We start from the raw sequence: 25,356 nt of genomic DNA on the forward strand, positions 1-25,356 counted from the left end.
CTGCAACAGCAGCCGAGGAGACCTGTTCATGACCAGTGAGGAAGTGCTCGCGATATTCCGCGAGGCCGGCGCCTATCTGGAAGGCCACTTCATCCTGACCTCGGGGCTGCGCAGTCCGGTCTTCCTGCAGAAGGCCCGGGTGTTCATGCATCCGCATCTGACCGAGCGGCTGTGCAAGGCGCTGGCCGAGCGTATTCGGGAAGAGGTGTCGCCGGCGCCGGACTATGTCGTCGGCCCGGCCATCGGCGGGCTCATCCCGGCCTATGAGACCTCCCGCCATCTCGGCGCGCCGGCGATCTGGGTAGAGCGCGAGAACGGCGTGTTCCGGCTGCGGAGATTCGAGATCTCTCCCGGCGACCGCGTGGTCATCGTCGAGGACATCGTCACCACGGGCCTGTCGATCCGCGAGACCGTGGAATGCCTGCGCGGGCTGGGCGCCGAGGTGCTGGCGGCGGCCTGCATCATCGACCGCTCGGCCGGCAAGGTCGATGTCGGCGTGCCGCTGATCGCGCTGGCCGAATACGAGGTGCCGGCCTATCCGGCCGACGCCCTGCCGCCGGAACTGGCCGCAATTCCGCCGGTCAAGCCGGGTAGCCGCAACCTGTAGCCGACCGGGCGGGACCATCGCCAGTGACCGTGCGGCCCTTCCGCACCGGGCGCAGGCAAGACTGATCGCCGCGATCTGACGCGGATTGGGGAATGCGACCGGAATGTTGTTCAGGCGGCGCCAGCCGGAGAATCTAGCAGAGCGGATCCGCACGATCCTGTGGCCGCGCCGCTCGTTCCGCCGCTCCTTCCGCTATCTGCGCAAGCGGGTGCTGCGGCTGAACGCGACGCCGCATGCCATCGCGGCCGGGGTGGCGGCAGGCGTCGCCTCCTCGTTCACGCCCTTCATCGGCTTCCACTTCCTGCTGGCCTTCGCCATCGCCTATGTCATCGCCGGCAACATGGCAGCCGCGGCGCTGGGCACGGCGGCCGGCAATCCGCTGACCTTCCCGCTGATCTGGGGCATCACCTACGAAACCGGCCAGTTCATGCTGCATGCGCCGCCGGTGCACGAGAAATCGCCCGAAGGACTGGGTACGGCCCTCGGCCACATGGATTTCATCGCCATCTGGGATCCGGTGGTGAAGCCGATGCTGGTCGGCTGCCTGCCGCTGGGCCTGATCGCCGGGCTGGCCAGCTACGCGCTGGTGTTCTTCACGGCGCGCAGCTTCCAGCGGCGCCGCGCCCGACAGATCATCGCCGGACGGCCGCCGCGCGGTCTGCGCGACCCGGATGCCGCGGGTGGCGACGCCGGACGGGCGGCCTGACAGGCCGCCGCGACGAGGGCGACGGGGCGCGCGTTTGGGCGCCGCGAAGTTTGACGCAGAGCGGATTGCTCCTGTCGGAGCGAGCCGGTAGAAGGCGCGGGCGGCTTTGCCGCGCTGCGATGGGGCGACGAAAGGCGAAGCATGGTCGAGAAGGCCGAACGTAGGGAATCCGGGGGGATCGGCGAGACCCTCAAGGTGATCGTGCAGGCGCTCCTGCTCGCCCTCGTCATCCGCACGTTCCTGTTCCAGCCGTTCTCGATTCCGTCGGGTTCGATGATGCCGACGCTGCTCGTGGGCGACTATCTCTTCGTGTCGAAATGGAGCTACGGCTTCTCGCAATATTCGATGCCGCTGTCGCCGCCGCTGTTCGACGGCCGGGTCATGGCCTCGCAGCCCGATCGCGGCGACGTGGTGGTGTTCCGCAAGCCGCGCGAGGAAGACGTCGACTACATCAAGCGGCTGGTCGGCCTGCCGGGCGACCGCATCCAGGTGGTCGACGGCGTCCTGTCGATCAACGGCAAGCCGGTCGAGCGCGAGAAGGTCGAGGATTTCGTCGCCGAGGACGGCACGCCGGTGCCGCGCTATCGCGAGACGCTGCCGAACGGCGTCAGCTACATGACGCTCGACCTCAGCCCGAATTCGGCCGGCGACAACACCCGCGAATTCGTGGTGCCCGAGGGGCATTACTTCATGATGGGCGACAATCGCGACAACTCGCTGGATAGCCGCTTCGACGTCGGCTACGTGCCGTTCGAGAACCTCGTCGGCAAGGCCCAGGTGATCTTCTTCTCCGTGGAGGGCGACGTGTCCCCGCTGGAAATCTGGAAATGGCCGACCGACCTGCGGCCGGGCCGCATCCTGACATGGCTCGGCTGAAGGCGGACAAGCCGCTCGAGGAGCTCGAACGCCGGATCGGCATCACGTTCCATGAAAAGGCGCGGTTCGAGCGGGCGCTGACCCATTCGAGCCTGCGCTCCAGCAAGGGCGGCAAGGGCGAGGGCGAACGCAGCTACGAGCGGCTGGAATTTCTCGGCGACCGGGTGCTCGGCCTCGTCGTCGCCGAAAAGCTGTTCGACATGTTTCCCGGTGCCGACGAGGGCGAGCTGTCGCTGCGGCTGAATTCGCTGGTCAGCGCCGATACCTGCGCCGAGATCGCCGACGAGCTGGGTCTCTACGAGTTCGTCCGCCATGGCGGCGACCTGAAGAAGCTGAAGAGCGATCGCACCAAGAGCATTCGCGCCGATCTGGTGGAATCGCTGATCGCGGCTATCTATCTGGGTGAGGGGCTCGATACAGCGCGCGACTTCATCGTGCGCTACTGGGGCGGGCGGCTCGGCAAGAGTGTCGCCGCACGCCGCGATGCCAAGACGGCGCTGCAGGAATGGGCGCATACGCGCGGGCCCGTGACGCCGCAATACGAGATCGTCGAGCGCTCCGGCCCCGACCATGATCCACTGTTCACCGTGCGGGTCTCAATCCCGGACGTTGCTCCCGCGGACGGGCAGGGCCGGTCCCGCCGCATTGCCGAACAGGAGGCCGCCACGGCGGTGCTCATTCGCGAATCCGTCTGGAAGGACGACAATTGACCGAAGACGACAACACGACCGGCATCGACGCGACCGAGACGGGCGCGACACCCGCCGCAGAAGGACCGACGCGCTCGGGCTTCGTGGCGCTGCTGGGCGCCCCCAACGCCGGCAAGTCGACGCTGGTCAACCAGCTCGTCGGCACCAAGGTGTCGATCGTCACCCACAAGGTGCAGACCACCCGCGCCCTGGTGCGCGGCATCGCCATGCGCGATCGCACGCAGATCGTCTTCGTCGACACGCCCGGCGTCTTCGCGCCGAAGCGCCGGCTCGACCGGGCGATGGTGCGCACCGCCTGGAGCGGCGCCCGCGACGCCGACATCGTCCTGGCGATCATCGACGCCGACCGCGGCATCAACGAGGAGGTCGAGACCATTCTCGAACGCCTCAAGGATGTGAAGCAGCCCAAGGTCCTGCTGCTCAACAAGGTCGACCAGATGCGCCGCGACCGGCTGCTGGGCCTGACCCAAGAGATCACCGAGCGCGGCGTCGCCTTCGATGAGATCTTCATGATCTCGGCGCTGAACGGCTCGGGCTGCGGCGACCTGATGGACTATCTGGCGAAGGCGTTGCCGGAAGGGCCCTGGTACTATCCGGAAGACCAGATCACCGACCTGCCGCTGCGCCAGCTCGCCGCCGAGATCACCCGCGAGAAGCTGTATCTGCGCCTGCATCAGGAACTGCCCTACAGCTCGCATGTGGAGACCGAGCTGTGGGAGACGCGCCAGGACGGCTCTGTGCGGATCGAGCAGACCATCTATGTCGAGCGCGACAGCCAGAAGCGCATCGTGATCGGCCACAATGGCGAGACCATCAAGGCGATCGGTTCGGCGGCCCGCAAGGAGATCACCGAGGCGGCTGACCAGAAGGTGCATCTGTTCCTGTTCGTGAAGGTGCGCGGCAATTGGGGCGACGATCCCGAGCGCTACCGCGAGATGGGGCTGGACTATTCCAGTTGACCGCCTGCGGCCGTCACCGCCGTCGCGGCGGATCGGTCCGGAGTGCGCTGCGGCGCTGATGTGACATGGAATGGCGTGAGGAAGCGATCGTGCTCGGCGTGCGGCGCCTCGGCGAGACCAGTGTCGTCGCCGAGGTGATGACGCGCGCGCGGGGCCGGCATCTCGGCCTCGTGCGGGGCGGGCGTTCGCGCAAGCAGCAGCCGGTGCTGCAGCCGGGCAATTCGGTCGCCGTCCACTGGCGCGCCCGGCTCGACGAGCATATGGGCGCCTTCGTCCTCGAACCGCTGGAACTGCGCGCCGCCCGGCTGATGGAATCCGGCGTCGGGCTGAACGGCGTGCAGCTCGTCGCGGCGCATTTGCGGCTTCTGGCCGAGCGCGATCCCCATGCGCGGCTCTATGACGGGCTGCAGATCATCGTCGATCACCTCGACCGGCCCGAACTCGTCGCCGAACTGATGCTGCGCTTCGAGATCGCGCTCCTGGAGGAGCTGGGTTTCGGCCTCGATCTGGAGCGCTGCGCAGCCACCGGCCAGCGCGACGACCTCGCCTATGTCTCGCCGCGCACCGGCCGGGCGGTCAGCCGCGACGCCGGCGCGCCGTGGCACGACAAGCTGCTGACATTGCCCGCCTTCCTCGCCGATGCCGCGACGGCCAGCGACGCGGAATCACTGGCGGCGGGTTACCGCCTGACCGGCTATTTCCTCGGCCGCCATGTCTACGAGCCGCGCGGGATCGACGTGCCGGATGCGCGCGCCGGCTTCCTGTCGGCGCTGCGCAAGATCGGCGTCGCCGCCTAGTCGCGGCCGGGGGGCTGGCTCAGGCCGGAACCGGCGTCCGCACCACCGGCACCTCTTGGATCGGCCAGTGAACCAGCGCCGCGACGAGACCCAGCCCGACGCCGAGCCACCACACCGGATCGTAGGAGCCGGCGACGGCATAGAGATAGCCGCCCAGCCAGACGCCGAGGAACGAGCCGATCTGGTGGGACAGGAAGACGAGGCCGCCGAGGAGCCCGAGATAGCGGGTGCCGAACATGATCGCGACGAGGGCGTTGGTCGGCGGCACGGTGGACAGCCACAACAGGCCCATGACCACGGCGAAGACCACCACCGTCAGCGGCGTGATCGGCGTCAGCAGGAAGATCGTCACCGCGATCGACCGGCCGACATAGATCAGCGCCAGGAAATGCGGCTTGGAATAGCGCTGGCCGATCAGGCCCGAGGCGATCGAGCCGATGATGTTGAAGAAGCCGATCAGCGCCAGCGCCGTGACCGCCCAGACCGGGGCGATGGCCTTGTCGGCGAGATAGGCGGGGAAGTGGGCGGTGATGAAGGCGACCTGAAAGCCGCAGACGAAGAAGCCGGTGGTCAGGAGGACGTAGCTCTTCGTCGCGAAGGCCTCGCGCAGGGCCGCGCCCATGGTCTGCTCGATCTCCGCCACCAGGCTGGAATGGCCGCGCGTCGTCCGGCTGTTGCCGCGCAGGGCAAAGGCGAAGAGCGGCACCAGCAGCATCATCGCCGACAGGACCAGGAGCGAATCCGACCAGCCGAAGCGGTCGATCAGCCCCTGGCTGAGCGGCGCGAAGACGAACATGCCGGCGGAACCGGCGGCGGTGCCGAGGCCGAAGACGAAGGAGCGCTGCTCGGCCGAGACCCGCCGTGCGAAGGCCGCAAGGACGATGCCGAAGGAGCCTGCGGCGACGCCCAGCCCGACGAGGACGCCCGAGCCGATGGTCAGCCAGAGCGGCGTCGGCGCGACGGCGGTGATGGCAAGGCCCGCGGCGTAGAGGAAGCCGGACAGGACCAGCACCTTGGCGGTGCCGAAGCGGTCGGCGATGGCGCCGAACAGCGGCTGGCCGGCGCCCCAGAACAGGTTCTGGATGGCAATGGCGATGGCGAAATCCTCGCGGCTCCAGCCATTGTCGGTGAGCATCGGGATCTGGAAGAAGCCGATCGCCGAGCGCGGCCCGAAGGTGAGGAGCGCGATCAGGCAGCCGGCGGCAATCGCCAGCCATGGCGTCCGGTCGGCGCTCGCGGTCGTTGTCGTCGCGCTCATCTCGTCATCCCCGCATCGGTTCGCCGCCATTACTAGACCCGGCGCAGCGCCCGTGAAACCGCGTTTCCGTGATCGCAGCGATCACCCTCGCTGATCGGTCGCCCACAAGTCCGGTCCCGCAACCGGTTGCGACGGCTTTCGCTCGCGCCCCGCAGACGATAAAAGCCGCGGCCAGACGGTGGGGAGGACTGCGTGCAGGTACATAGCGAGATCGGATCGATGCGGGCGGCGCTGGTGGATTGCCGGGCCCGGGGCGAGAGCGTCGGCGTGGTGCCGACCATGGGTTATCTCCATGCCGGCCATCTGAAGCTCGTCGAGCGGGCCTGCGCCGAGAACGACGCCGTGGTGGTGACGATCTTCGTGAACCCGACCCAGTTCGGGCCGAACGAGGATCTCGACGCCTATCCGCGCGATCTGGAGCGCGACCTTGCGCAGCTGGCCGCGTTCGCCGGCGTCCAGGTGTTCGCGCCGACGGTGGCGGAGATGTATCCGCAGCCCCTGCAGACATCCGTCGATCTCGCGCCGCTCGGCCAGATCCTGATCGGCGCGGCGCGGCCCGGGCACTTCCGCGGCGTCGCGACGGTGGTCACCAAGCTGTTCAACATCGTCCAGCCGGACCGTGCCTATTTCGGCGAGAAGGACTACCAGCAGCTCACCGTGATCCGGCGCATGGTCGCCGACCTGTCCTCGCCGGTCGCCATTGTCGGCGTGCCGACGGTGCGCGAGGCCGACGGACTGGCGATGTCGTCGCGCAATGTGCGGCTGACGCCGGAGGACCGCGATGCGGCCGTGGTGCTGGCGCGGGCGCTGGACCGGGGCGAGGCGCTGCTGCGGGCCGGTGCCGCCGAGCCGGAGCCGGTGCTGGACGCGATGCGGGAGATCATCGCCGCCGAACCGCGCGCCGATCTCGCCTCGCTGGACATTCGCGACGCGGCAAGCCTCGACGCGGTGACGGCGATCGACGACCGGCCGGTGGTGATTCTGGTGACCGCCCGCTTCGGCGACGTGCTCCTGATCGACCAGCGCGTCGCGGAGAAAGCGCAAGGGAGCGCAACGGGAGGGAAGGCCGCATGAGCACGCCGGTTCGCACGACCCGCCTGACGGCGCCCGCCATTGCCGGCCGCAAGGGCGCCACCCCCATCGTGGCCCTGACGGCCTATAACGCGACCATGGCGGCTCTGGTCGATCCGCATGTGGATTTCATCCTGGTGGGCGACAGCCTCGCCATGGTCGAGCACGGCATGGCGTCCACCCTCGGCGCCTCGCTGGATCTGATGATTGCCCATGGCCGCGCCGTGGTGTCTGCGACAGAGAAGGCGCTGATCGTCGTCGACATGCCCTTCGGCAGCTACGAGGCGAGCCCCCAGGAAGCCTTCCGCTCGGCCGCGACGGTGATGGCGGAGACCGGCTGCGGCGCGATCAAGCTGGAAGGCGGCCAGCACATGGCGCCGACCATCGCCTTCCTCGTCGAGCGCGGCATTCCGGTGATGGCCCATGTCGGCCTGACGCCCCAGGCGGTGAACGCCATGGGGGGCTTTCGCAGCCAGGGCCATGATGACGCCGCCCGCGACCGCATCCTCGCGGACGCGAAGGCGGTCAGCGAGGCCGGCGCCTTCGCCGTGGTGCTGGAAGGCATCGTCGAGCCGCTGGCCGAGACGATCACGGCAGGGATCGCGGCGCCCAGCATCGGCATTGGCGCCTCGGCGGCCTGCGACGGCCAGATCCTGGTCTTGGAGGACATGCTCGGCCTGACGCCGCGCGTGCCGCGCTTCGTCAAGCGCTACGGCGCGCTCGGCCAGGCCGCCAGCCAGGCCATCGCGGACTATGCCGACGAGGTGCGCAGCCGCAGCTTCCCGGGCCGCGACCACGTCTACAAGCCGCGGGGCTGACGCTGCCGCTCGTCGATCAGAGCGTCAGCGGCAAGATGAAGGGTGTGCCGGAAAAGGCGTCTTCGCCGCGGCCGATGGCGCGGATGGCAGAGACCATGCGGCCGCCGCGCTGCAGCTTGTCGTCGGCGAGGGCGACGAGGCGCGGATTGGGGGTGGCGGACGGTGCCCGCCTGCGCAGCTCGTTCGCCAGCGCCTCTTCTTCAAGATCCGGATTGATCGACAGCGCCAGGATATAGGCGGCGGCGGTGGAGCGGCTGATCCCGGCCCAGCAATGCACCGCCAATGGCGTGTCGCGGCGCCAGCGCGTGCCGAAGTCCAGCAACTGGTCGAGATGGTCGACGGTCGGCGCCGTCAGGCCCTCGATCGGCTCGGCGATGTCGTTGAAGCCGAGGAACAGATGCCGGTCCGGCGCGATGCCGGACGGCCGGTCGACCCGCGTGTCGGCGTTGATCAGCGTGACCAGATCCTGGGCGCCATGGCTGGCGACCGTGGCGGGCAGTTCGGCGAGGGACGAGACGACGAGATAGGACATGGGCCCACATATTGCGCCGGGATGCGCCGATGTCACCCCTGCCGCGACGCTTTGGCCGGCGCCCGCTCGCCCGAGCCGGCGGCGACGGCCAGCGCCGCGTCGAGTTCGGCGAAACGCCTGAGGAAGGCGGCTTCGGTCGCCGCGGTCGGGACGGGGGCGAAATCGGCGGCATCGAGCAGCGCCGCGCCGGGCTTGCCGAAGAGCTGTGCCGCCTCGCGCTCGTCGAAGCCGGCAAGCAGCGTCGCCTCGTGATAGGCCGACAGCCGGTCGGCGGCCTTGATCGCCTTCTCGACGGCGGCGGGCAGCGTCGCCGGCAGGGAGAAGCGCAGATGCAGCGCGGCCTGCAGGCGCTTTTCCACCAGCTTGTAGTCGCCGCCCATGACGCTCTTGAAGGGCGAGATCATGTCGCCGATCACATATTCCGGGCCGTCATGCAGCAGCGCGGCAAGGCGCCAGCGCGGATCGGGCTCGCGGCGCGCGACGATCGCCTCGACGATCAGCGAATGCTGGGCGACGGAAAAGGCGTGATCGCCGCGGGTCTGGCCGTTCCAGCGGGCGACACGCGCCAGGCCATGGGCGACGTCCTCGATCTCGATGTCGAGCGGGGAGGGATCGAGCAGGTCGAGCCGGCGGCCCGACAGCATGCGCTGCCAGACGCGCTGCGGTTTCGCGTCGGTGCGGCTCATGCCTCGCTTCCGGCGGTCTCGCCATCGGCGCCGGCGGGTTCGGGCAGGGCGAAGCCGGCCCAGGGCGGGATCGTCGCCGTCACCGGCACGCCGTCCGCCGACAATTCCTCGCCGCGCGAGAGGGCGCCGGCGAGCCGGTCGATCCGCAGGAAGCCGAAGCCCTCGCTGCCGTCGGCCGACAGCACGGTGCCGATGGTCTTGCCGCCGGCCTCGATGTTGGAGCCGGGCGTCAGATGCCGCTCGCCGGCCAGCAGCATCAGCCGGCGCCGCGCGGTGCCGCGGTGCTGCATGCGCGAGACGACCTCCTGGCCGACGAAGCAGCCCTTGCGGAAGGACACGCCGCCATTCTGGTCGAACAGCACGTCATGGGGGAAGACGTCTGAGCCGGGATAGTCGGTCTCGGCCTCGGCGATGCCGGCGCGGATGCGGCGCAGGCGGTAATCGTCGGCGGAGGCCTCGGCGAGCCCCTCCGGCGGAGTGCCGTAGAGCCGCGCCATCTCCCCTTCGGGGAAACGGCGATCGGCATGAAGTTCGGCGGCGGTGAGGTCGGGCTCCTCCCACACCGCATGGACCGGCAGGTCGGGCGATTCGATGCCGATCTTGGTGCGCAGGCGGTAGAGGGTCAGGCGCTTCTTCAGATCGGCGGCGGCGCTTGTCGCCACATCGATGCGCAGCCCGTCGGCCTGTTTGCCGATGAGGAATTCGAACAGGATCTTGCCCTGCGGCGTCAGCAGCGCGCAGGGGCGCATCTCGCCGTCGGCCAGACTGTCGAGGTCGGCGGTGACGAGGTTCTGCAGAAAATGATGGGCGGCCTCCCCGGTGACGGCAAGGAGGCTGCGCTCCGGCAGGCGGGCATAGGGCATGGACGGCTCGCTTGTGTGATCCTGCCTGTTTACGTAAGCCGGGCACTCCAGAGGGACAAGCACGGAACGACGCCATGGGAACGAGTGCCAGCAACGCCGCGACCTTCGACACGGTTCTCAAGGGCGGTATCGTCGTCAACCAGGACGGCGCCGGTGAGCGCGACGTCGGCATCGTCGGCGGGCGCATCGCCGCGATCGGCACGCTGGACGCCGCCTCGGCCGGCGAGGTGATCGACTGCACCGGGCTGCACATCCTGCCCGGCGTCATCGACAGCCAGGTGCATTTCCGCGAGCCGGGCGCCACCCACAAGGAAGATCTGGAGACCGGATCGCGCGCCGCGGTGCTGGGCGGGGTCACCTGCGTCTTCGAGATGCCGAACACCAATCCGCTGACCACCAGCGAGGAAGCCCTCGCCGACAAGGTGGCGCGCGGCCGCCACCGGATGCATTGCGACTTCGCCTTCTGGGTCGGGGGCACCCGCGAGAACGCCGCCGACGTCGCCGAACTGGAACGGCTGCCGGGCGCGGCCGGCATCAAGGTGTTCATGGGCTCGTCGACCGGCTCGCTGCTGGTCGAGGACGATGACGGCGTGCGCGAGATCCTGCGCCGCACCCGCCGCCGCGCCGCCTTCCATTCCGAGGACGAGTTCCGGCTGCGCGACCGCGCCGACCTGCGGGTCGAGGGCGATCCCGCCTCGCATCCGGTCTGGCGCGACGAGGTGGCGGCGCTGCAATGCACCGAGCGGCTGGTCGGCATCGCCGAGGAGGTGGGCGCGCGCATTCACGTCCTGCACATCTCGACGGCCGAGGAGATCGTCTATCTCGCCGGGCACAAGCGCAACGTCACCTGCGAGGCGACGCCGCATCACCTGACCATGAGCGCCGAGGATTACGGACGGCTCGGCACCAAGCTGCAGATGAACCCGCCGGTGCGCGAGGCGCGGCATCGCAACGGCATCTGGCACGGCATCGCGGCCGGCGTCGTCGACGTTCTCGGCTCCGACCATGCGCCGCACACGCTGGAAGAAAAGGCCGCAATCTATCCGAAGTCGCCTTCGGGCATGACCGGCGTGCAGACCCTCGTGCCGATCATGCTCGACCATGTCGCCAATGGCCGCCTGTCGCTTGCCCGCTTCGTCGACCTGACCTCGGCCGGTCCGCAGCGGATCTTTGGCCTGTCGCGCAAGGGGCGCATCGCGCTCGGCTACGACGCCGACTTCACCATCGTGGACCTCAAGCGCGAGGCCACCATCACCGACGACTGGATCGGCTCGCGCTCGCAATGGACGCCCTATGACGGCAAGGCGGTCACCGGCTGGCCGGTGGGCACGCTGGTGCGCGGCCGGCGGGCAATGTGGGAGGGCGAACTCGTCGCGCCGTCGACCGGCGAGCCTGTGGAGTTCGTCGAGACCCTGGCGCCGCTCGGCCGCCAGGGCTGAGGCGGAGGGCGGCCGTCTGTCGTCCCATGGCTTGGCATCTGCCAGCGACTTCCTAAGTCCGCACGTTGCAGACGCCACGGATCAAGGAGACGGCCATGCAGGACGAGGCGAACGGCCCCGCCCCACAATTCGACGAGGAGACGCTGGCGCTGGCCGCCATGGTCTTCCAGGCGGCGCGCGGCGGCGATGCCGTCGCCATGGCCGATTTTCTCGACAAGGGCCTGCCGCCCAATCTGCGCAACGAGAAGGGCGACAGCCTGCTGATGCTGGCGAGCTATCACGGCCATGTCGAGCTGACCGAACTGCTGCTGAAACGCGGTGCCGATCCGTCGCTGGTCAACGATCGCGGCCAGACGCCGCTGGCCGGCGCCGCCTTCAAGGGCGAGGCGGAGATCGCCCGGCTGCTGCTCGACCATGGCGCCGCGGTCAACGGCAGCGGGCCGGACGGGCGCACGCCGCTGATGATGGCGGCGATGTTCAACCGCACCGAGATGGTCGATTATTTCCTGGAGCGCGGCGCCGATCTCGAGGCTCGCGCCGCGGACGGCGTCGACGCGCTGGGCGCAGCCAAGGCGATGGGCGCGCAGGAGACGGCGGCGCAGCTCGAACGGCTGATGGCGGCGAAAGCCGGCTAGTTCGGCCAGGAACGCTGGGGCTCAGTCGCCGGCGACGAAGAATTCCAGCCGGCCCTCGGGCGAGATGCCGACCCGGTAGAAATTGTAGGCGCCGAATTCGCGCATGTTCCGGTAGTCGCCGGCGGTCACCAGCTCGAACAGCTCGACCAGTTGCGGCTTGGTCAGCGAATCCATCGGCTGCTGGGTGAAATAGGGCCAGACATAGATCTCGTTGTCGGTGTCCGGCTCCATCCGGGCATAGCCCGACTGCAGCACTTCCAGGAGGATGGCGAGGATCTCGATCCCTTCGCCGTCGCCGGAGGCCGATTTCAGGAAGGCGATCGGGTCCTCGCCGCCCTGGCCGAAGGACAGGACCGTGCCGTGGTCGCCGCGTTCGATATAGGGCGCGAGCTTCTCGATCTCGCCGCTTCTGGCCGCGGCGATGAGCCGGGCCCGCAGGTCGCGGACCGGGCGCGGCAGCCCGGCATCGCCATAGGCGACTTCCGAGGCGAGGGCCGCGCTCGGCGCCCGTTCGGCCTGGAAATTGGTGGTTGCGCCGTCCGGTCTTGCCCGCGCCCCGTCCTGACGCGGGGTGTCGGGGCCGGGACGATCGGTGGCATCGGCCGGCGCCTCGCCGGCGGGCCTCGGTTCGCGCCGGCGCTCGGGCCCTTCGGCGGGCGCCGGTCTTGTGTCGCCGGGCTCGACCTCGTCTTCGGGCGACAGCGGCACTTCGCCGGCATCGGTGCCTTCGCCCGGTCCCTGGGGGCGGCCGGTCTCCGTCTCGCTGATCGGCGCATCCGTCAGCGGCGGCAGCGGCACCGCGATGATGCCTTCACGCGAGCCGGAGCGGCCCTCGACGGGATCGATCTGCGACAACGCCAGCGCGTCGCCGGCGACGAGGGTCGCCAGCGCGAACAGAGCAGTGCTGAGGGCAAGGGTCAGGCGCGTCGGCACGACGGACCTCCGCTGCGTTGGACGATGGGGTGCGGTAAAATATCCGGACCGCGGGGAGGGCAGAGACTACTGGATGATCCGGTCGGGACGGAATTCACCATATTCGATGCGCTGGCGCAGGGTCTCGACCATTTCGAGGACATCGTCCTCGCCATGGCGGCGCACCAGCTCGGTGAGGGCGGTGGCGATGGCGGTCTCGGCAAGGATCTCGGCCTCGATGCCGTCGGAGATGCCGTCGGCCCAGGCTTCGTTGTGATACTCGAATGCGACTTGCTTCTTTTCGGCCTGGATCATTTCGTCCAGTTCGGCGCTCTGCAAATCGATCATTCCGATTCCCTCAATTCCAGCCATGCGGCTTCACGTCCCGTTAAGGTCCTAGCACGATCCGGGCGCGAACAGTCTCGCCGTTTTTCCGAACCGTTAATCATCGGTTAATTTCCGTATCTGGCACTGATTTCGCGTGCCAGAGTGACCCCTTCGCCCTGATAGCGGTTCACCGCGACCCGTGCGGCGGGGGTGCATTCGCGATAGGTCGATTCGAACGCCCGGTAGCCGCTGTTGAAGCTGCCGATCAGATAGCGGCGGTCGGCGTCACCCGGCGCCTGCTCGGCCAGCAGCTCTTCCATCTTCTGGCGCCAGATCGCCGCGTCGGTGTCGCCGCACAGGGTCCGCAGGAAGTGGATGGAGCCGAGGATCGACGCCAGCCGTCCGAGAGGCTTCAGGAATGCTGCCTCGCCCCGCGGCGCTGCAGCTTCCGGCGCGGTCTCCGCCGGGGCGCTCTCCTGGGCCAGCGCCCGGTGATCGCCCGCCACGGAACCGGCGAAAGAGACCACCAGTGCGGCCGTCGCGGCTATCATCATTCGACGCATGGCCGATGTTTCGTCCTTCGTTAAGACAATTGCAACGATCGGTCCGATGCCCGGCCGCTTATCTCCCGCGCCTGCGCCTTTCGGGCAACAGGAATCGCGCGCCGTTCGTTGCCCCGGTGTGTCAGTTTTCCGCGCAGGTGGCGAGGACCTTCCGTGCGACATCGTAAAGACCGGGCGTCGTGCGGCCCGCCGCGTCGGCGGCCTCGATGTCGGCGAGCGACAGCCAGTGCAGTGCCGCGGCGTCGTCGGCCGCCGCCAGTTCGCTGCCGGCCATCAGCCGTCCGCCGAAAACCGCGATCACCGCGTGGAAATCCGGATCGATCGCCTCGTGCAGCGTGACGAAGGCGAGATTATCCGCCACCGCACCGGTTTCCTCGGCCAGTTCGCGCCGCGCGGCGGTCGCGACCGCTTCGCCGAAGCGCAGCTTGCCGCCGGGCAGGCTGAGCTTGCCGGCAAAGGGCGGACGACCGCGTTCGACCAGAAGCAGGCGGTCCTCGGCGACGAGGCCGCAGGAGACGCCGAGAATCGGACGGGGGCTGGTCTCTGGCATGGGCAACGTTCCTCTTCGCTCCGCCTGCCGGATCGGCCGCGACCCGCTTGACAGGACGCTGGCGCTACGGCTCAACAGCCGGCATGTGCGGACGTTTCACTCTCACGGCACCCCCGGACGACGTCGCCGCGCTGCTGGCGCTGGCGGAGCTCGATCCGTTTCCGCCACGCTACAACATCGCGCCGACCCAGCCGATCCTGATCGCCATCGGCGGCCAGCCCGAGCGGCCCGGTGCGAATCTGCCGAACCGCACGGCGCTGATCGTGCGATGGGGCCTGATCCCGTCCTGGGTCAAGGATGTGAAGGCGTTTCCGCTGCTGATCAACGCCCGCGCCGAGACCGCGAGCGAGAAGAACGCCTTTCGCGGCGCCATGCGCTACCGGCGCTGCCTCGTGCCGGCGACCGGCTTCTACGAATGGCGCCGGCAGGGGAAGGCGAAGTCCGAACCGTATTTCCTGCGTCCGGCGGACGGCCGGCCCTTCGCCTTTGCCGGGCTGATGGAGACCTATCTGGCGCCGGACGGCAGCGAGATCGACACCGCCGCCATCCTGACCACGGCCGCCAATCCCGGCATCGCGCCGATCCACGACCGGATGCCGGTCGTCGTCTTGCCACAGGATCATGACCGCTGGCTGGACTGCCGCACCCACGATCCCGTGTCGGTCGGCGATATTCTGACCGCGGCGAACGACGATTTCTTCGAGCCGGTGCGGGTGTCGGACAAGGTCAACAAGGTTGCCAATACCGGCCCCGATATCCAGTTGCCGGTGGAGGCCGCATCGGAGCCGGCCGATGGCCCGATCCAGCCCTCGCTCTTCTGACATTTCCAACAGGACGATAGCCCCGTGAACACCGATCTTCTGAAGCGTCTGTGCGAAACCCCCGGCGTGCCGGGCCGCGAACACCGCGTGCGCGACCTGATCACCAAAGAGGCGGAGGGCCTGTTCGACGAGATCCGCGTCGATACGCTCGGCTCGCTGATCTGCACCCGCAAGGGCAAGGGCGAGACCCCGAAGAAGGTCATGCTGCTCTGTCACATGGACGAGATCGGCTTCCTCGTCAGCCACGTCACCGACAAGGGCTTCATCCACATCGACCCGGTCGGCGGCTTCGATCCGCGCAACCTGTTCTCGCGCCGCGTCCTCGTCTGCACCGACGACGGCGACTTCAAGGGCGTGATGAATGCCGAGGGCAAGCCGATCCACATCCAGTCGGCCGAAGAGCGCAAGAAGATGCCGGAGCCGAACGAGTTCTTCGTCGATATCGGCCATGGCGCGGCGACCAAGGACATGGTGCAGGTCGGCGACTTCGTGGTGATGAACGAGCCCTTCGAGGAGATGGGCGAGAAGATCGTCTCCAAGGCGCTGGACAACCGCATCGCCTGCTGGCTCGGCCTGGAAGCCGTGCGCAAGCTTGTCGAGGCCGGCGAGACCCATGATTGCGAACTGACGGTCGCCTTCACCGCCCAGGAGGAAGTCGGCCTGCGCGGCGCCAAGACGGCGGCCTTCGGCGTGCAGCCGGACATCGGCATCGGCGTCGACACGACGCTCGCCTGCGACACGCCGGGCGTGCCGGAAAAGGACCGCACGACGGTGCAGGGCAAGGGCTTCGGCCTGCATCTGAAGGATGGGTCCTTCATCGCCGACATCGACCTCGTGCGCGAGATCGAGGCGCTGGCGCGCTCCAAGGACATCGCCTTCCAGCGCACCATCCTTGCCCGCGGCGGGCAGGACGGCGCCGCCGTCCAGCAGGCGGCCTCGGGAGCCCGGGCGGTCGGCATCGCCGTCGGCACGCGCTACATCCACACGGTGGCCGAGATGATCGACAAGCGCGACCTTCTCGCAGCGCGCGAAATCCTGACCGCGTTCATCGCCGCCCATTGAGGCGGCTGTCCTGCTCTCGATCGGTGACGGATAGCTGAATGGAACTGCTTGCGGCCGGGGCGCGGGGCTTTGCGCTGGGTCTCGGCCTGATCGTGGCGATCGGGGCGCAGAACGCCTTCGTGCTTGAGCGCGGGCTGGCGCGCAACCACGTGCTGGCGGTGGTGCTGGTCTGCACGCTGGCGGATGCGGCGCTGATCGCCGCCGGCGTCGCCGGGCTCGGCACGCTGATCACCGGTGCGCCGGAGATCGTCCGGCTGGTGACGCTGGGCGGTGCGGCCTTCCTTGCCGTCTATGCGGTGCTGGCGCTACGCCGGGCATTCCATCCGGACGCGATGGCGGTCCGTGGCGCACGGCTGATGAGCCGGCGGGCCGCGATCGGCGTGGTGCTCGGGCTGACCTTCCTCAACCCGCATGTCTATCTGGACACGGTGGTGCTGCTGGGCAGCCTGTCGGCCCACTATGCCGACGCCAGTGAGCGCACGGCCTATGCCGGCGGGGCGATGATCGCCTCGGCGGTGTGGTTCGTGGCACTGGGCTACGGTGCGCGGCTGCTTGCGCCCGTCTTCGTCAGACCCGCCGCATGGCGGATCCTGGACGTTTCGATCGCCGCCGTGATGGCGCTCCTGTCCATCACGCTGCTGATGAGCGCGGATCTCTGAGGTCCGCGTCCGTCGCCCTAGTGGGCGGCGGTCAGGTCGGCGCCGGCGTAGCTGTCCCGGCGCGTCTCGACGCGCTTCTGCTTGCAGCAGGACTGGCTCGCCGCGGCAATCGCGCGGTTGCCGATTTCGCGGTAATTGCGCTCCAGATGGATGTCGCGCTCACGCTCGCTCTTGGAACGAAATTCGATACTGTTGCTGCTGCTCATTGCCATGTCTCGTCGGCTGGATGGGACCGCAACCAATGACCCCGATTGCGCCAGATTAGCGGCGAACTCTGAACCGAAACAAAAACCTCGGGGCGTCGCTTGCGTTTGGGTCTCACAGTGGCAATCGCGACACAATGGAAGGGTTCCAAGCAATTGGAATATTTCCGGTTTGGTGCCCTTGGCGAACGAAAATTGCGCCGGGTGTTTTCGATCAATCCGCATGTCGGACTGTCATGAATCGTGGGGTTCATCGGCGTGGCCCTCCGCCGCGATTTGTCAGCCGGGCCGAATGGCGTTAGCGAGAGCCTCCGCAACCACGCAGACGACCGGGGACGAGTGATGGACGACGGCTTTCGGGGGCTGACGCTCTGGAACACCATGAAGCGCGCCAAGGAGGAGTTCCGGCCGCTCGACTGGCAGGATCCGGGGAAGGCCGAGGCCGACCGGCATGTACGCATGTATGTCTGCGGGCCGACCGTCTACGACTACGCCCATATCGGCAACGCCCGGCCGGTGATCGTCTTCGACGTGCTCTACCGGCTGCTGCGCCATCTCTACGGCGCCGATCATGTCACCTATGTGCGCAACATCACGGACGTCGACGACAAGATCAACCGGCGGGCGGCGCGAGACTATCCGGACCTGCCGCTGAACGCGGCGATCGCGAAGGTCACGCAGGCGACGGCCGACCAGTTCCACGCCGACGTTGCGGCGCTCGGCTGCCTGCCGCCCGGTCACGAGCCGCGGGCGACCGATTTCGTCACCGGGCGCAGCGACGGCCACGACATGGTGTCGATGATCGCCACGCTGATCGAGAAGGGCCATGCCTACGAGGCGGGCGGCGAAGTGCTGTTCGACGTCACCTCGATGGCCGATTACGGCCAGCTGTCGAACCGCAGGCTGGACGAGCAGCGGGCCGGCGCGCGCATCGCCGTCGAAGGCCACAAGCGCAATCCGGGCGATTTCGTCTTGTGGAAGCTGTCCTCACGCGGCGAGCCCGGCTGGGAAGCGCCCTGGGGCCGCGAGGCCTGGGAGGCCGCGGGCCGCACCGGCACGCCGAAAGGCCGTCCCGGCTGGCATATCGAATGCTCGGCGATGAGCGAGGCCTATCTCGGCCAGACCTTCGACATCCATGGCGGCGGACTCGACCTGATCTTCCCGCATCACGAGAACGAGATCGCCCAGTCCCGCTGCGCCCACGGCACCGCGGCGATGGCGCAGGTCTGGATGCACAATGGCTACCTCCAGCTGGAGGGCCGCAAGATGTCGAAGTCGGACGGCAATTTCGTCACCATTCACGACCTCCTGCACACGAAACGGTTCGGCCGGCGGTCCTGGCCGGGCGCCGTGCTGCGGCTGGCCATGCTGATGACCCAGTATCGCGAGCCGATCGACTTCTCGGTGAAGCGCCTGGAGGAGGCCGAGGAGGCGCTGGCCGGCTGGGCGCGGGCCGTGGCCGAGGTCGCGCCCTCCGCGCCGAGCGAACGTTTCCTCGCCGCCCTGTCCGACGATCTGGCGAGTGCCGCCGCCATCGCCGAACTGCACGCGCTGCGCAAGGGCGACCCGGCCGCGCTGCGCGCCTGCCTCGATTTGATCGGCATCGACGTGGCCGGCTATCTCGCCGCGACGTCGGACCTGGCCGCGCCGGTGCCGGCGGACGCCATCGCCGCCCGGATCGCCGAGCGCCTCGATCTCCTGCGGGCGAAGAACTTCGCCGAGGCCGACCGCATCCGCGACGAGCTGCTCGCCGAGGGCATCCAGCTCAAGGACGGCAAGGACCCCGACACCGGCGAGCGCATCACCACCTGGGAGATGAAGCGCTAGCGGCGGCGGGGGCGCGGCGCGGCGCCTGGGGTGCAGGGACCCGCTAGCTGGCGACTGCGCCGGCTATCCATTCAACGCGCTACCATTACCGCTTGCTATCCATCCACGACACTCACCCCACCCACGGCGTCATCCTCGGGCTTGGCCCGAGGACCCATGCCTCGGCATCGCCACGTCGCGGCGGTCGGGGAGAGGCGCCCGTTATCGTGGCGGCGGTGGGAACGGTTTGGCATGGGTCCTCGGGTCGAAGCCCGAGGATGACGCAGCTTGGGAGGTCGGCGCCCTTTGTGGCGAGGGCGGGGGCTGGCTGAGCTGCGGGCAGTTCAGTGCGGGCGTCTGTGTCGATCAACCATTCAAGGGCCACCATCACGCCTGCCAGTTACCCTCTGCGCAAACCCAACCAACGCCTGCCATTCATCCGCTGCGCATACCCATCAGCGCCTGCCCGGCATCCACGGCGCTCATCCCCCCACGGCGTCATACTCGGGCTTGACCCGAGGACCCATGCCTCGGCATCGCGCACGTTGCGGCGGTTGGGGAGGGGCGCCCGTTGCCGTGGCGGTGGTGGAAGCGATTTGGCATGGGTCCTCGGGTCGGAGCCCGAGGATGACGCAGCTTGGAGGTTGGCGCCCTTGGCGGTGGCGGTTGGGTGTCGCGGAGCCGCCGGGCATGACGTTACGGCAGCGGTGCGTCGCAGCCAGCTCGGCAGTCGGCGCTTCCCCGTCGCTCGTGGAGAATTCATCGGTGTGTCCCGATGCCAAGCGGGGTTGTCTGCCCTACAAGGCAGGGAATGAGTGAACCAACGCGCAAGCCCTATCCCGCCATCGAGCCCTATGAAACCGGACGCCTTGCCGTCGGTGACGGGCACGAGCTGTATTACGAATTGTGCGGCAATCCGCGCGGCATCCCGGTGGTGTTCCTGCATGGCGGGCCCGGCAGCGGGGCGTCGCCCCAGCACCGGCGGCTGTTCGATCCGGAACGCTACCGCATCCTGCTGTTCGACCAGCGCGGTTGCGGTCGCTCGACCCCGCTCGGCGAGCTGGAGGGCAACACCACCTGGCATCTGGTCGCCGATCTGGAGCGGCTGCGCGAGCTGATCGGCGTCGAGCGCTGGCTGATGTTCGGCGGCTCCTGGGGGGCGACGCTGGCGCTCACCTATGCCGAGACCTATCCGGAAAGGGTCTCGGGGCTGATCCTGCGCGGCATCTTTTCCGGCCGGCGAGCCGAGCTCGACTGGTTCTATGACGGCGGCGCCAACCGCTTGTTTCCCGACCGCTGGGAAAACCTGCTGGGGCCGATCCCGGCGAATGAGCAGGACGACATCATCGCGGCCTATCGCAAGCGCCTGACCGACCCGGACCGGGCGGTGCGGGCCGAGGCAGCGCGGGCCTGGACCGGCTGGGAATCGGCGACGGTCATGCTGCGGACCGCGCCGGGTGGCGAGCCGGCGTCCGGCGGCCATGTCTCGGACGCGACGATCGCCTTCGCCCGGCTGGAGAACCATTATTTCTACCATGATCTGTGGCTGGAGGAGGGGCAGCTGATCCGCGACGCCGGCCGGCTCGCCGACATTCCGGGGGTCATCGTGCAGGGGCGCTACGATGTCGTCACGCCGGCGATCACCTCCTGGCAGCTGGCCCAGGCCTGGGTGCGGGCGGATTATCGCATGGTCGAGGGCGCCGGCCACGCCTTCGCCGAGCCGGGCATCCTGAACGAACTCCTGAAGGCGACGGAGCGCTTCGCAAGGGAATTGTGACCCTGCCGGCGGGGGCGGTGTGCCTCAGCCGACCGAAAAGGTCATGAGCTGGCGCAGGCACGCGCCGTCCGCCTTCTTGCGACGGCGCTTCGGCCTGGTGGTCTCCTCCAGGCGCAGCGCTTCGGGCACGCTGCGGTCCTCGGCCGTCGGCGCCCATTGCCGGCCGACGAGTTCCTGCATGAAATTGCGAGGCTGGGGCTTCGCCTGACGGGGCATGTCCATCGTCTGAGCCTCCCTGTCGAAGGGGATCATGCGGGGGCGCGCTCGCAAGAGGCGAAGCACGCGGCGAGTCTCGGACCGTGGGGTCCGTTTGTGCAACGCGGATCGTGCGTTGCGGGGCGACCGCCGGCCCGGTCGGATGGGCCGGCGGTCGCCGGTGTCGTCAGAAGCAATTCTTGCAGGTGTTGAACGACGAACCGAGACAGCTGATGCAGCCGGGGTTCAGGGGATTCGGAATGCACTGCGGAGCGCAGCGGATGAGCTTGCTGCCGCATTTCAGCAGGCAGCTCCAGCTGAAGGATTGGCCGACGCCGCCCGAATCCGAGACGAGGGTCGCTCCGCGCATGACCGGAGCCGCTTGCATGGGGGATCTCATGATGACTTCTCCCTGTTGGTGACTGGCTGTGGGTCGTTGACATGTCCGGATGGCCGGCGCGCCTGTCGCACGACGCCCATCCCGTTGAGACCGACCGGCGGGTCTTTCAGGCCGGGCGGTCTTCCGATGCGGGCCGGATGATCCGGCCCGTTCAGCAGATCGGGGAACTGGCGATGCAGATCCCGGCGACGCGCACGCAGCAGCCGGACTGGCTGACCGTGCCCGAGAGATGTGTCAGGCCGCTGCCATGGCGCTGGACGGGCGGAGCCTGGATCGGTCGTCTCATGTTGGTTCTCCTTCAGGTTCGCGGAACTGGCGCCGGCACATCATGCGCCGACGCCGGGAACCGCCGGGCGCGCGCAGGCAGACCCGGCGGATGGGCTCGGGTCACGTCAACGCGCTGAGCGGGACGCTCCAGTTGCGGCCGGCGCCGACGGTGACGGGCAGGACCTCGCTGACATCCACCGTGAAGCGGTAGACGCGGGCGGCGCGCCGCTCGTTCTCGGCGTCGAACATCGTCACCTGCACATCCCAGCAATCGGAATCCGGCCGGCAGATCGGACTGCGCGCGACGGTGATGCTGTAGAGCTCGAGCCCGCGATTCATGCCGTCGGCAAAGACGCTGGCGCCCTGATAGGCATTGGTGGCGGCGAAGTTGATCGCCCGGTCCTCGGGGCTGATGCCCAGATTGCGCAATTCGTCATAGGTGCGCACGAGGAAGTTGAAGATCGCGTCGTCGCTGACGCTCTCCTCGCCGATCGCGGCCTTGGCGGCGTTGACCAGTTCCATCGGCTTCCATTTGCTCATGCCGCGCGGGTCGGGATAGATCACCGGCAGGATCTGGCCGTTCATCAGCCGCGTCGAACCGTGGACGAAGCCCGGGATCGCGACGCGCTGCAAATCGCCGGTGTTGTCGAGGCTGGTCTGCATGGCGTCGAGCAGGTCGGCATAGACCTCCTGGGCGAAGGGGCCGGCCGGCGTGATCGCGTAGATCGGGATCTGTTCCTGCATCAGGATGAAGGTGATGCCGGTGGCAAAGGACAGATCGTTCTTCAGCATGTCGATCAGGGCCGCCGGCGTGTTGGCGGCGACGGGGTCGCCCATGCGCTGGACGATGGCGTCGTACCGCGGCTCGTTGCCGAAATCGAACCAGACCGAGCCGATGGCATAGACCTTCTGCGGCTCCTTGGCCGCGCCGCCGCAACCGCAGCCCTGCTGCGTCACGCTCGACTGACGGACCTCGCGGGCCTCTGCCAGCGCGCCGCGCCGCCGCCGGACCGGCCGGGCCGACTGCATGGCGCCTGCGACGTCCACATCATCGTCGCCGTCGTCGTCATCCCCGCCATCGTCGCCCGCGGTGAGCATGTCCTCGTCGAACTCGTCCGCGTCGGCCATCGCGCCGGCGGCCAGTTCCTGCTGCGCCGCCTGCTTCTTGCCGCCGCAGCCACAGCCGCAATCGGACTGAAGGACGGCGCCGGCGATGCCGGATCGCCCGGGCGGGGACATGGTCGCCGCGGACGGGCTGACGGATAGGGTTTCCCTGATCATTGGCTCTCTCCCAGCTTGGTCGTTCCCGGATCGCGGGAGGAAAACCGCCCCCTCCAGCTCCGGCTCCAGTGTCTGACGAAGGCGTTCGATCGCTCCCCGAACGTCGAGCCGTCCGGCGAGAACCCGCGCACACTCGCCATCGGCCTGCGGATCGCAGGGGCGGGCGGTCTCGATGAGGATCCGGCGGATGACGAGCGGGCCGAGGGACCTGCCGGCGCGCCGGGCGGCCGACAGCAGCCGTGCGGCGACCCCGGTGACCACCGCGGTGGCGAAGCTCGAGCCGCTGCGCTGGACGCGTTCGCCGCGCAGGCTGGAGACGGTCAGGCCCGCGCCGGGCGCCAGGATGCCGTTGGCGCCGTAGCTCGCGCCGAAATTGGAGCTCTGCAGCGGCCGGCCCGCCGCATCCATCGCGCCGACCGCCAGAACGCTGGCGACGGCGGCCGGGACATGCAGGCAGGCGCAGCCGTCATTGCCGGTGGCGGCCACGACGAGGATGCCCTTGCGCTCGCACAGATCCAGCGCGTCCTCGAGATGGCGCGAGGCCTCGGGCGTCGAGGACAGCTGGCCGGCACTGATGTTGACGATCGCGACGCCGCGCTCGACCGCCATGTAGATCCCGCGCGCGATGTCGGTCTGGGTGGCGCGGGGCGCCATGTAGGCGGGGCGCGGATCGGGGAAGAACACCGGCAGGATGAGACCGCTGCAGCCGCGGGCCAGGCCGCCCTCGCGGTCGAACAGCACGCTGCAGATCTCGGTGCCATGGGCGTCCGGCCCGTGCGCCTCGGCAATGCGCATCGTGGGCTCCAGGTCGAGCCGCGCATCGGCGAGGGCGGGGATGGCGAGGTCGGGCGTGCCGTCCACCACGCCGATGCGCAGGGTCGGGTCGCAGGGGCCGAGCGTGTCGAGGAGGGTCGATATGTCGGACATGCCGTTCCCCCTCCCATCCGATACAATTATTACGTTACGTAACATTGCATATGCAACCTAGGAGGGCAAGTCTGTTTTCTTCCATGGGTTGCAATTGGAGGCGGATCACACTTGGCACCTGCCTGTTGGAGACGCGCGGGCGCGGGTCTATCCTCGTGGCGGCGCGTTCGGGCGCCGGACGGAACGATAAGGACGGGGCGGATGGGGCATTCGGGCGGATGTCAGTGCGGCGCGGTGCGGTTTCGCATCACCGGGACACTGGGGCAGGCGTCGATCTGCCATTGCCGCATGTGCCAGAAGGCGTTCGGCAATTTCTACGCGCCGCTGGTGTCGGTGCCGGAGGGCGGCTGCGTTTGGACGAAGCGCGAGCCGGCGCGGTTCCGTTCGTCGAACCATGTGCTGCGCGGGTTCTGCGAGAGCTGCGGGACGCCGCTGACCTACGAGGCGCCGGACGGCATGGCGCTGGCCATCGGCGCCTTCGACGACCCGGCGGCCATCGCGCCGACGATCCAGTTCGGCGTCGAGGCGCAGCTGCCCTATACGGCCCGGCTCAGCGATCTGCCCGTGCGGTCGACCGACGCCGATATCGCCGCCAATCCGTTTCTGGCAGAGATCGTGTCGCACCAGCATCCCGATCGGCCGGATGCCGAGGAACAGGAACGGCCATGAACGACGCGACCGGCCTCAAGGGCCTCTATCCGGACATCGCGCCTTACGCCCATGGCATGCTGGATGTCGGCGACGGCCACCGGATCTACTGGGAGCGTTGCGGCACGCCGGGTGGCCGGCCGGCGGTGTTCCTGCATGGCGGGCCGGGGGGAGGCTGTTCGCCGGCGCATCGCCGCCTGTTCGATCCGGCGGTCTACGACGTTCTCCTCTTCGACCAGCGCGGTTGCGGTCGCTCGACGCCCCATGCCGAGCTTGCGGCCAACACCACCTGGCACCTGGTCGCCGACATCGAGCGACTGCGCGCCATGGTCGGGGCCGAGACCTGGCTGGTCTTCGGCGGCTCCTGGGGCTCGACGCTGGCGCTCGCCTATGCCGAGACCCATGCGGAACGGGTCGACGCGCTGGTGCTGCGCGGCATCTACACGCTGACGAAGGCGGAGCTGTCCTGGTACTACCAGTTCGGCGTCTCGGAGATGTTCCCGGACAAATGGGAGCGCTTCCTCGCGCCGATCCCGCCTGCCGAGCAGGGCGACATGATGATGGCCTATCGCCGGCGCCTCGTCGGCGACGATCCGGCCGCGCAGCTTGCGGCGGCACAGGCGTGGAGCCTTTGGGAGGGCGAGACCATCACGCTCATGCCCTCGGCGGCGCTGACGGCGGACTTTTCCGACCCGCATTTCGCCATCGCCTTCGCGCGGATCGAAAATCACTTCTTCGTTCATGCCGGCTGGCTGGAGGAGGGGCAGCTGCTGCGCGACGCGCATCGTCTGAAGGGCATTCCGGGCGAGATCATCCACGGACGCTACGACATGCCGTGCCCGGCCCGCATCGCCTGGGAACTCCACAAGGCCTGGCCGGACGCGGATCTGCACCTAGTCGAGGGTGCGGGGCACGCCTTCAACGAGCCGGGTATTCTCGACCGGCTGATCCGGGCAACGGACCGCTTCGGCCGGCAGGGCTGACCCCGACAGCCCCATGTC

Annotated in this window: 29 protein-coding genes; 17 read left to right on the top strand and 12 right to left on the bottom strand. The window is 68.6% G+C overall.

Features of this window, described 5'->3' with window-relative positions; translation table 11 throughout:
* Positions 1–28 precede the first annotated feature (28 nt).
* The 6 genes from pyrE (at position 29) to recO (ending at position 4,655) form a co-directional block, all read left to right on the top strand.
* Complete coding sequence (pyrE, locus tag ACEQX1_RS12775) at positions 29–607, top strand: orotate phosphoribosyltransferase (protein ID WP_187392230.1); 579 nt, start codon at positions 29–31, stop codon at positions 605–607.
* 103 nt (positions 608–710) lie between these two features.
* Positions 711–1,313 carry a DUF2062 domain-containing protein gene (locus tag ACEQX1_RS12780; protein ID WP_370193941.1) on the top strand — a complete coding sequence of 201 codons (603 nt, stop codon included), beginning with the start codon at positions 711–713 and terminating at the stop codon, positions 1,311–1,313.
* A 141-nt stretch (positions 1,314–1,454) separates the two neighbouring features.
* A complete protein-coding gene (lepB, locus tag ACEQX1_RS12785) occupies positions 1,455–2,189 on the top strand; it encodes a signal peptidase I (RefSeq protein ID WP_228238813.1) in 735 nt (244 codons plus the stop codon).
* A complete protein-coding gene (rnc, locus tag ACEQX1_RS12790) occupies positions 2,177–2,899 on the top strand; it encodes a ribonuclease III (protein WP_029702499.1) in 723 nt (240 codons plus the stop codon). Before lepB ends, rnc begins: the two co-directional genes overlap by 13 nt.
* Complete coding sequence (gene era, locus ACEQX1_RS12795) at positions 2,896–3,858, top strand: GTPase Era (protein WP_370193943.1); 963 nt, start codon at positions 2,896–2,898, stop codon at positions 3,856–3,858. The genes rnc and era overlap by 4 nt, the downstream gene beginning before the upstream one ends.
* A gap of 65 nt (positions 3,859–3,923) precedes the next feature.
* A complete protein-coding gene (gene recO, locus ACEQX1_RS12800) occupies positions 3,924–4,655 on the top strand; it encodes a DNA repair protein RecO (protein WP_009208957.1) in 732 nt (243 codons plus the stop codon).
* Positions 4,656–4,674: 19 nt separating this feature from the next.
* Here recO and ACEQX1_RS12805 read toward each other — a convergent pair whose 3' ends face one another.
* Complete coding sequence (locus ACEQX1_RS12805) at positions 4,675–5,913, bottom strand: MFS transporter (protein ID WP_370196892.1); 1,239 nt, start codon at positions 5,911–5,913, stop codon at positions 4,675–4,677.
* 192 nt (positions 5,914–6,105) lie between these two features.
* Here ACEQX1_RS12805 and panC point away from each other — a divergent pair, with 192 nt between their 5' ends.
* Both panC and panB read left to right on the top strand, forming a co-directional pair.
* Positions 6,106–6,987, top strand: coding sequence for a pantoate--beta-alanine ligase (gene panC, locus ACEQX1_RS12810; protein ID WP_370193946.1), 882 nt, complete (start codon positions 6,106–6,108; stop codon positions 6,985–6,987).
* Positions 6,984–7,802 carry a 3-methyl-2-oxobutanoate hydroxymethyltransferase gene (gene panB, locus ACEQX1_RS12815; protein ID WP_370193947.1) on the top strand — a complete coding sequence of 273 codons (819 nt, stop codon included), beginning with the start codon at positions 6,984–6,986 and terminating at the stop codon, positions 7,800–7,802. The genes panC and panB overlap by 4 nt, the downstream gene beginning before the upstream one ends.
* A 16-nt stretch (positions 7,803–7,818) precedes the next feature.
* On the opposite strand, the gene ACEQX1_RS12820 is transcribed toward panB, so the two are convergent.
* The 3 genes from ACEQX1_RS12820 to ACEQX1_RS12830 are packed head-to-tail and all read right to left on the bottom strand — an operon-like array spanning position 7,819 to position 9,883.
* A complete protein-coding gene (locus ACEQX1_RS12820) occupies positions 7,819–8,334 on the bottom strand; it encodes a tyrosine phosphatase family protein (protein ID WP_370193948.1) in 516 nt (171 codons plus the stop codon).
* Positions 8,335–8,366: 32 nt separating this feature from the next.
* Positions 8,367–9,020 (bottom strand): YfbR-like 5'-deoxynucleotidase, encoded by a 654-nt coding sequence (locus tag ACEQX1_RS12825; RefSeq protein ID WP_370193949.1) that lies wholly within the window; start codon positions 9,018–9,020, stop codon positions 8,367–8,369.
* Positions 9,017–9,883: a folate-binding protein YgfZ gene (locus ACEQX1_RS12830; RefSeq protein WP_370193950.1), complete on the bottom strand. Its 867-nt coding sequence runs from the start codon at positions 9,881–9,883 to the stop codon at positions 9,017–9,019. The genes ACEQX1_RS12825 and ACEQX1_RS12830 overlap by 4 nt, the downstream gene beginning before the upstream one ends.
* Positions 9,884–9,957: 74 nt before the next feature.
* Here ACEQX1_RS12830 and ACEQX1_RS12835 point away from each other — a divergent pair, with 74 nt between their 5' ends.
* Positions 9,958–11,322 (top strand): dihydroorotase, encoded by a 1,365-nt coding sequence (locus tag ACEQX1_RS12835; protein WP_370196893.1) that lies wholly within the window; start codon positions 9,958–9,960, stop codon positions 11,320–11,322.
* A gap of 95 nt (positions 11,323–11,417) precedes the next feature.
* Positions 11,418–11,957 carry an ankyrin repeat domain-containing protein gene (locus tag ACEQX1_RS12840; RefSeq protein ID WP_370196894.1) on the top strand — a complete coding sequence of 180 codons (540 nt, stop codon included), beginning with the start codon at positions 11,418–11,420 and terminating at the stop codon, positions 11,955–11,957.
* A gap of 21 nt (positions 11,958–11,978) precedes the next feature.
* Here the strand turns inward: ACEQX1_RS12840 and ACEQX1_RS12845 are convergent, their stop codons facing one another.
* The 4 genes from ACEQX1_RS12845 to ACEQX1_RS12860 all read right to left on the bottom strand — a co-directional run bounded on the left by ACEQX1_RS12845 (position 11,979) and on the right by ACEQX1_RS12860 (position 14,309).
* A complete protein-coding gene (locus ACEQX1_RS12845) occupies positions 11,979–12,890 on the bottom strand; it encodes a hypothetical protein (RefSeq protein ID WP_370196895.1) in 912 nt (303 codons plus the stop codon).
* A 66-nt stretch (positions 12,891–12,956) separates the two neighbouring features.
* Positions 12,957–13,217 carry a hypothetical protein gene (locus ACEQX1_RS12850; RefSeq protein WP_035694394.1) on the bottom strand — a complete coding sequence of 87 codons (261 nt, stop codon included), beginning with the start codon at positions 13,215–13,217 and terminating at the stop codon, positions 12,957–12,959.
* A gap of 104 nt (positions 13,218–13,321) precedes the next feature.
* Positions 13,322–13,759, bottom strand: coding sequence for a TIGR02301 family protein (locus ACEQX1_RS12855; RefSeq protein ID WP_370194550.1), 438 nt, complete (start codon positions 13,757–13,759; stop codon positions 13,322–13,324).
* 121 nt (positions 13,760–13,880) lie between these two features.
* Positions 13,881–14,309, bottom strand: coding sequence for an NUDIX domain-containing protein (locus ACEQX1_RS12860; RefSeq protein WP_370196896.1), 429 nt, complete (start codon positions 14,307–14,309; stop codon positions 13,881–13,883).
* An 83-nt stretch (positions 14,310–14,392) separates the two neighbouring features.
* Between ACEQX1_RS12860 and ACEQX1_RS12865 the strand changes: the two genes are divergently transcribed.
* From ACEQX1_RS12865 to ACEQX1_RS12875, 3 genes are read left to right on the top strand one after another with little or no spacing between them, the layout of a single operon-like run.
* A complete protein-coding gene (locus ACEQX1_RS12865; RefSeq protein ID WP_370194554.1) occupies positions 14,393–15,130 on the top strand; it encodes an SOS response-associated peptidase in 738 nt (245 codons plus the stop codon).
* Positions 15,131–15,154: 24 nt separating this feature from the next.
* Positions 15,155–16,192: a M42 family metallopeptidase gene (locus ACEQX1_RS12870; protein WP_370194552.1), complete on the top strand. Its 1,038-nt coding sequence runs from the start codon at positions 15,155–15,157 to the stop codon at positions 16,190–16,192.
* A gap of 44 nt (positions 16,193–16,236) precedes the next feature.
* Positions 16,237–16,851 (top strand): LysE/ArgO family amino acid transporter, encoded by a 615-nt coding sequence (locus tag ACEQX1_RS12875; protein WP_370194555.1) that lies wholly within the window; start codon positions 16,237–16,239, stop codon positions 16,849–16,851.
* Positions 16,852–16,868: 17 nt separating this feature from the next.
* Here ACEQX1_RS12875 and ACEQX1_RS12880 read toward each other — a convergent pair whose 3' ends face one another.
* On the bottom strand, positions 16,869–17,057 hold the full coding sequence (locus ACEQX1_RS12880) for a hypothetical protein (RefSeq protein WP_187392246.1): 189 nt from the start codon (positions 17,055–17,057) through the stop codon (positions 16,869–16,871).
* A gap of 339 nt (positions 17,058–17,396) precedes the next feature.
* Here ACEQX1_RS12880 and cysS point away from each other — a divergent pair, with 339 nt between their 5' ends.
* Positions 17,397–18,881: a cysteine--tRNA ligase gene (gene cysS / locus ACEQX1_RS12885; RefSeq protein WP_370196897.1), complete on the top strand. Its 1,485-nt coding sequence runs from the start codon at positions 17,397–17,399 to the stop codon at positions 18,879–18,881.
* A 790-nt stretch (positions 18,882–19,671) separates the two neighbouring features.
* Positions 19,672–20,637: a prolyl aminopeptidase gene (gene pip, locus ACEQX1_RS12890; RefSeq protein ID WP_210315360.1), complete on the top strand. Its 966-nt coding sequence runs from the start codon at positions 19,672–19,674 to the stop codon at positions 20,635–20,637.
* Between the two features lie 24 nt (positions 20,638–20,661).
* Here pip (ACEQX1_RS12890) and ACEQX1_RS12895 read toward each other — a convergent pair whose 3' ends face one another.
* The 3 genes from ACEQX1_RS12895 to ACEQX1_RS12905 form a co-directional block, all read right to left on the bottom strand.
* A complete protein-coding gene (locus ACEQX1_RS12895; RefSeq protein WP_060576971.1) occupies positions 20,662–20,859 on the bottom strand; it encodes a hypothetical protein in 198 nt (65 codons plus the stop codon).
* A gap of 524 nt (positions 20,860–21,383) precedes the next feature.
* Positions 21,384–21,518 carry a hypothetical protein gene (locus ACEQX1_RS12900; RefSeq protein ID WP_370195775.1) on the bottom strand — a complete coding sequence of 45 codons (135 nt, stop codon included), beginning with the start codon at positions 21,516–21,518 and terminating at the stop codon, positions 21,384–21,386.
* A gap of 101 nt (positions 21,519–21,619) precedes the next feature.
* The gene (locus ACEQX1_RS12905; RefSeq protein ID WP_370195776.1) at positions 21,620–23,707 is read right to left on the bottom strand and encodes a PatA/PatG family cyanobactin maturation protease; all 2,088 of its coding nucleotides are present in this window, start codon (positions 23,705–23,707) and stop codon (positions 21,620–21,622) included.
* 201 nt (positions 23,708–23,908) lie between these two features.
* On the opposite strand from ACEQX1_RS12905, the gene ACEQX1_RS12910 reads away from it, so the two are divergent.
* Together ACEQX1_RS12910 and pip (ACEQX1_RS12915) are read left to right on the top strand one after the other, a co-directional pair.
* Positions 23,909–24,376 carry a GFA family protein gene (locus tag ACEQX1_RS12910; RefSeq protein WP_370195777.1) on the top strand — a complete coding sequence of 156 codons (468 nt, stop codon included), beginning with the start codon at positions 23,909–23,911 and terminating at the stop codon, positions 24,374–24,376.
* The gene (gene pip, locus ACEQX1_RS12915; protein WP_370195778.1) at positions 24,373–25,338 is read left to right on the top strand and encodes a prolyl aminopeptidase; all 966 of its coding nucleotides are present in this window, start codon (positions 24,373–24,375) and stop codon (positions 25,336–25,338) included. The genes ACEQX1_RS12910 and pip (ACEQX1_RS12915) overlap by 4 nt, the downstream gene beginning before the upstream one ends.
* The last annotated feature ends 18 nt before the right edge of the window (positions 25,339–25,356 follow it).

The sequence above is a fragment of the Aurantimonas sp. genome (assembly GCF_964217435.1).
GTDB lineage: Bacteria > Pseudomonadota > Alphaproteobacteria > Rhizobiales > Rhizobiaceae > Aurantimonas > Aurantimonas coralicida.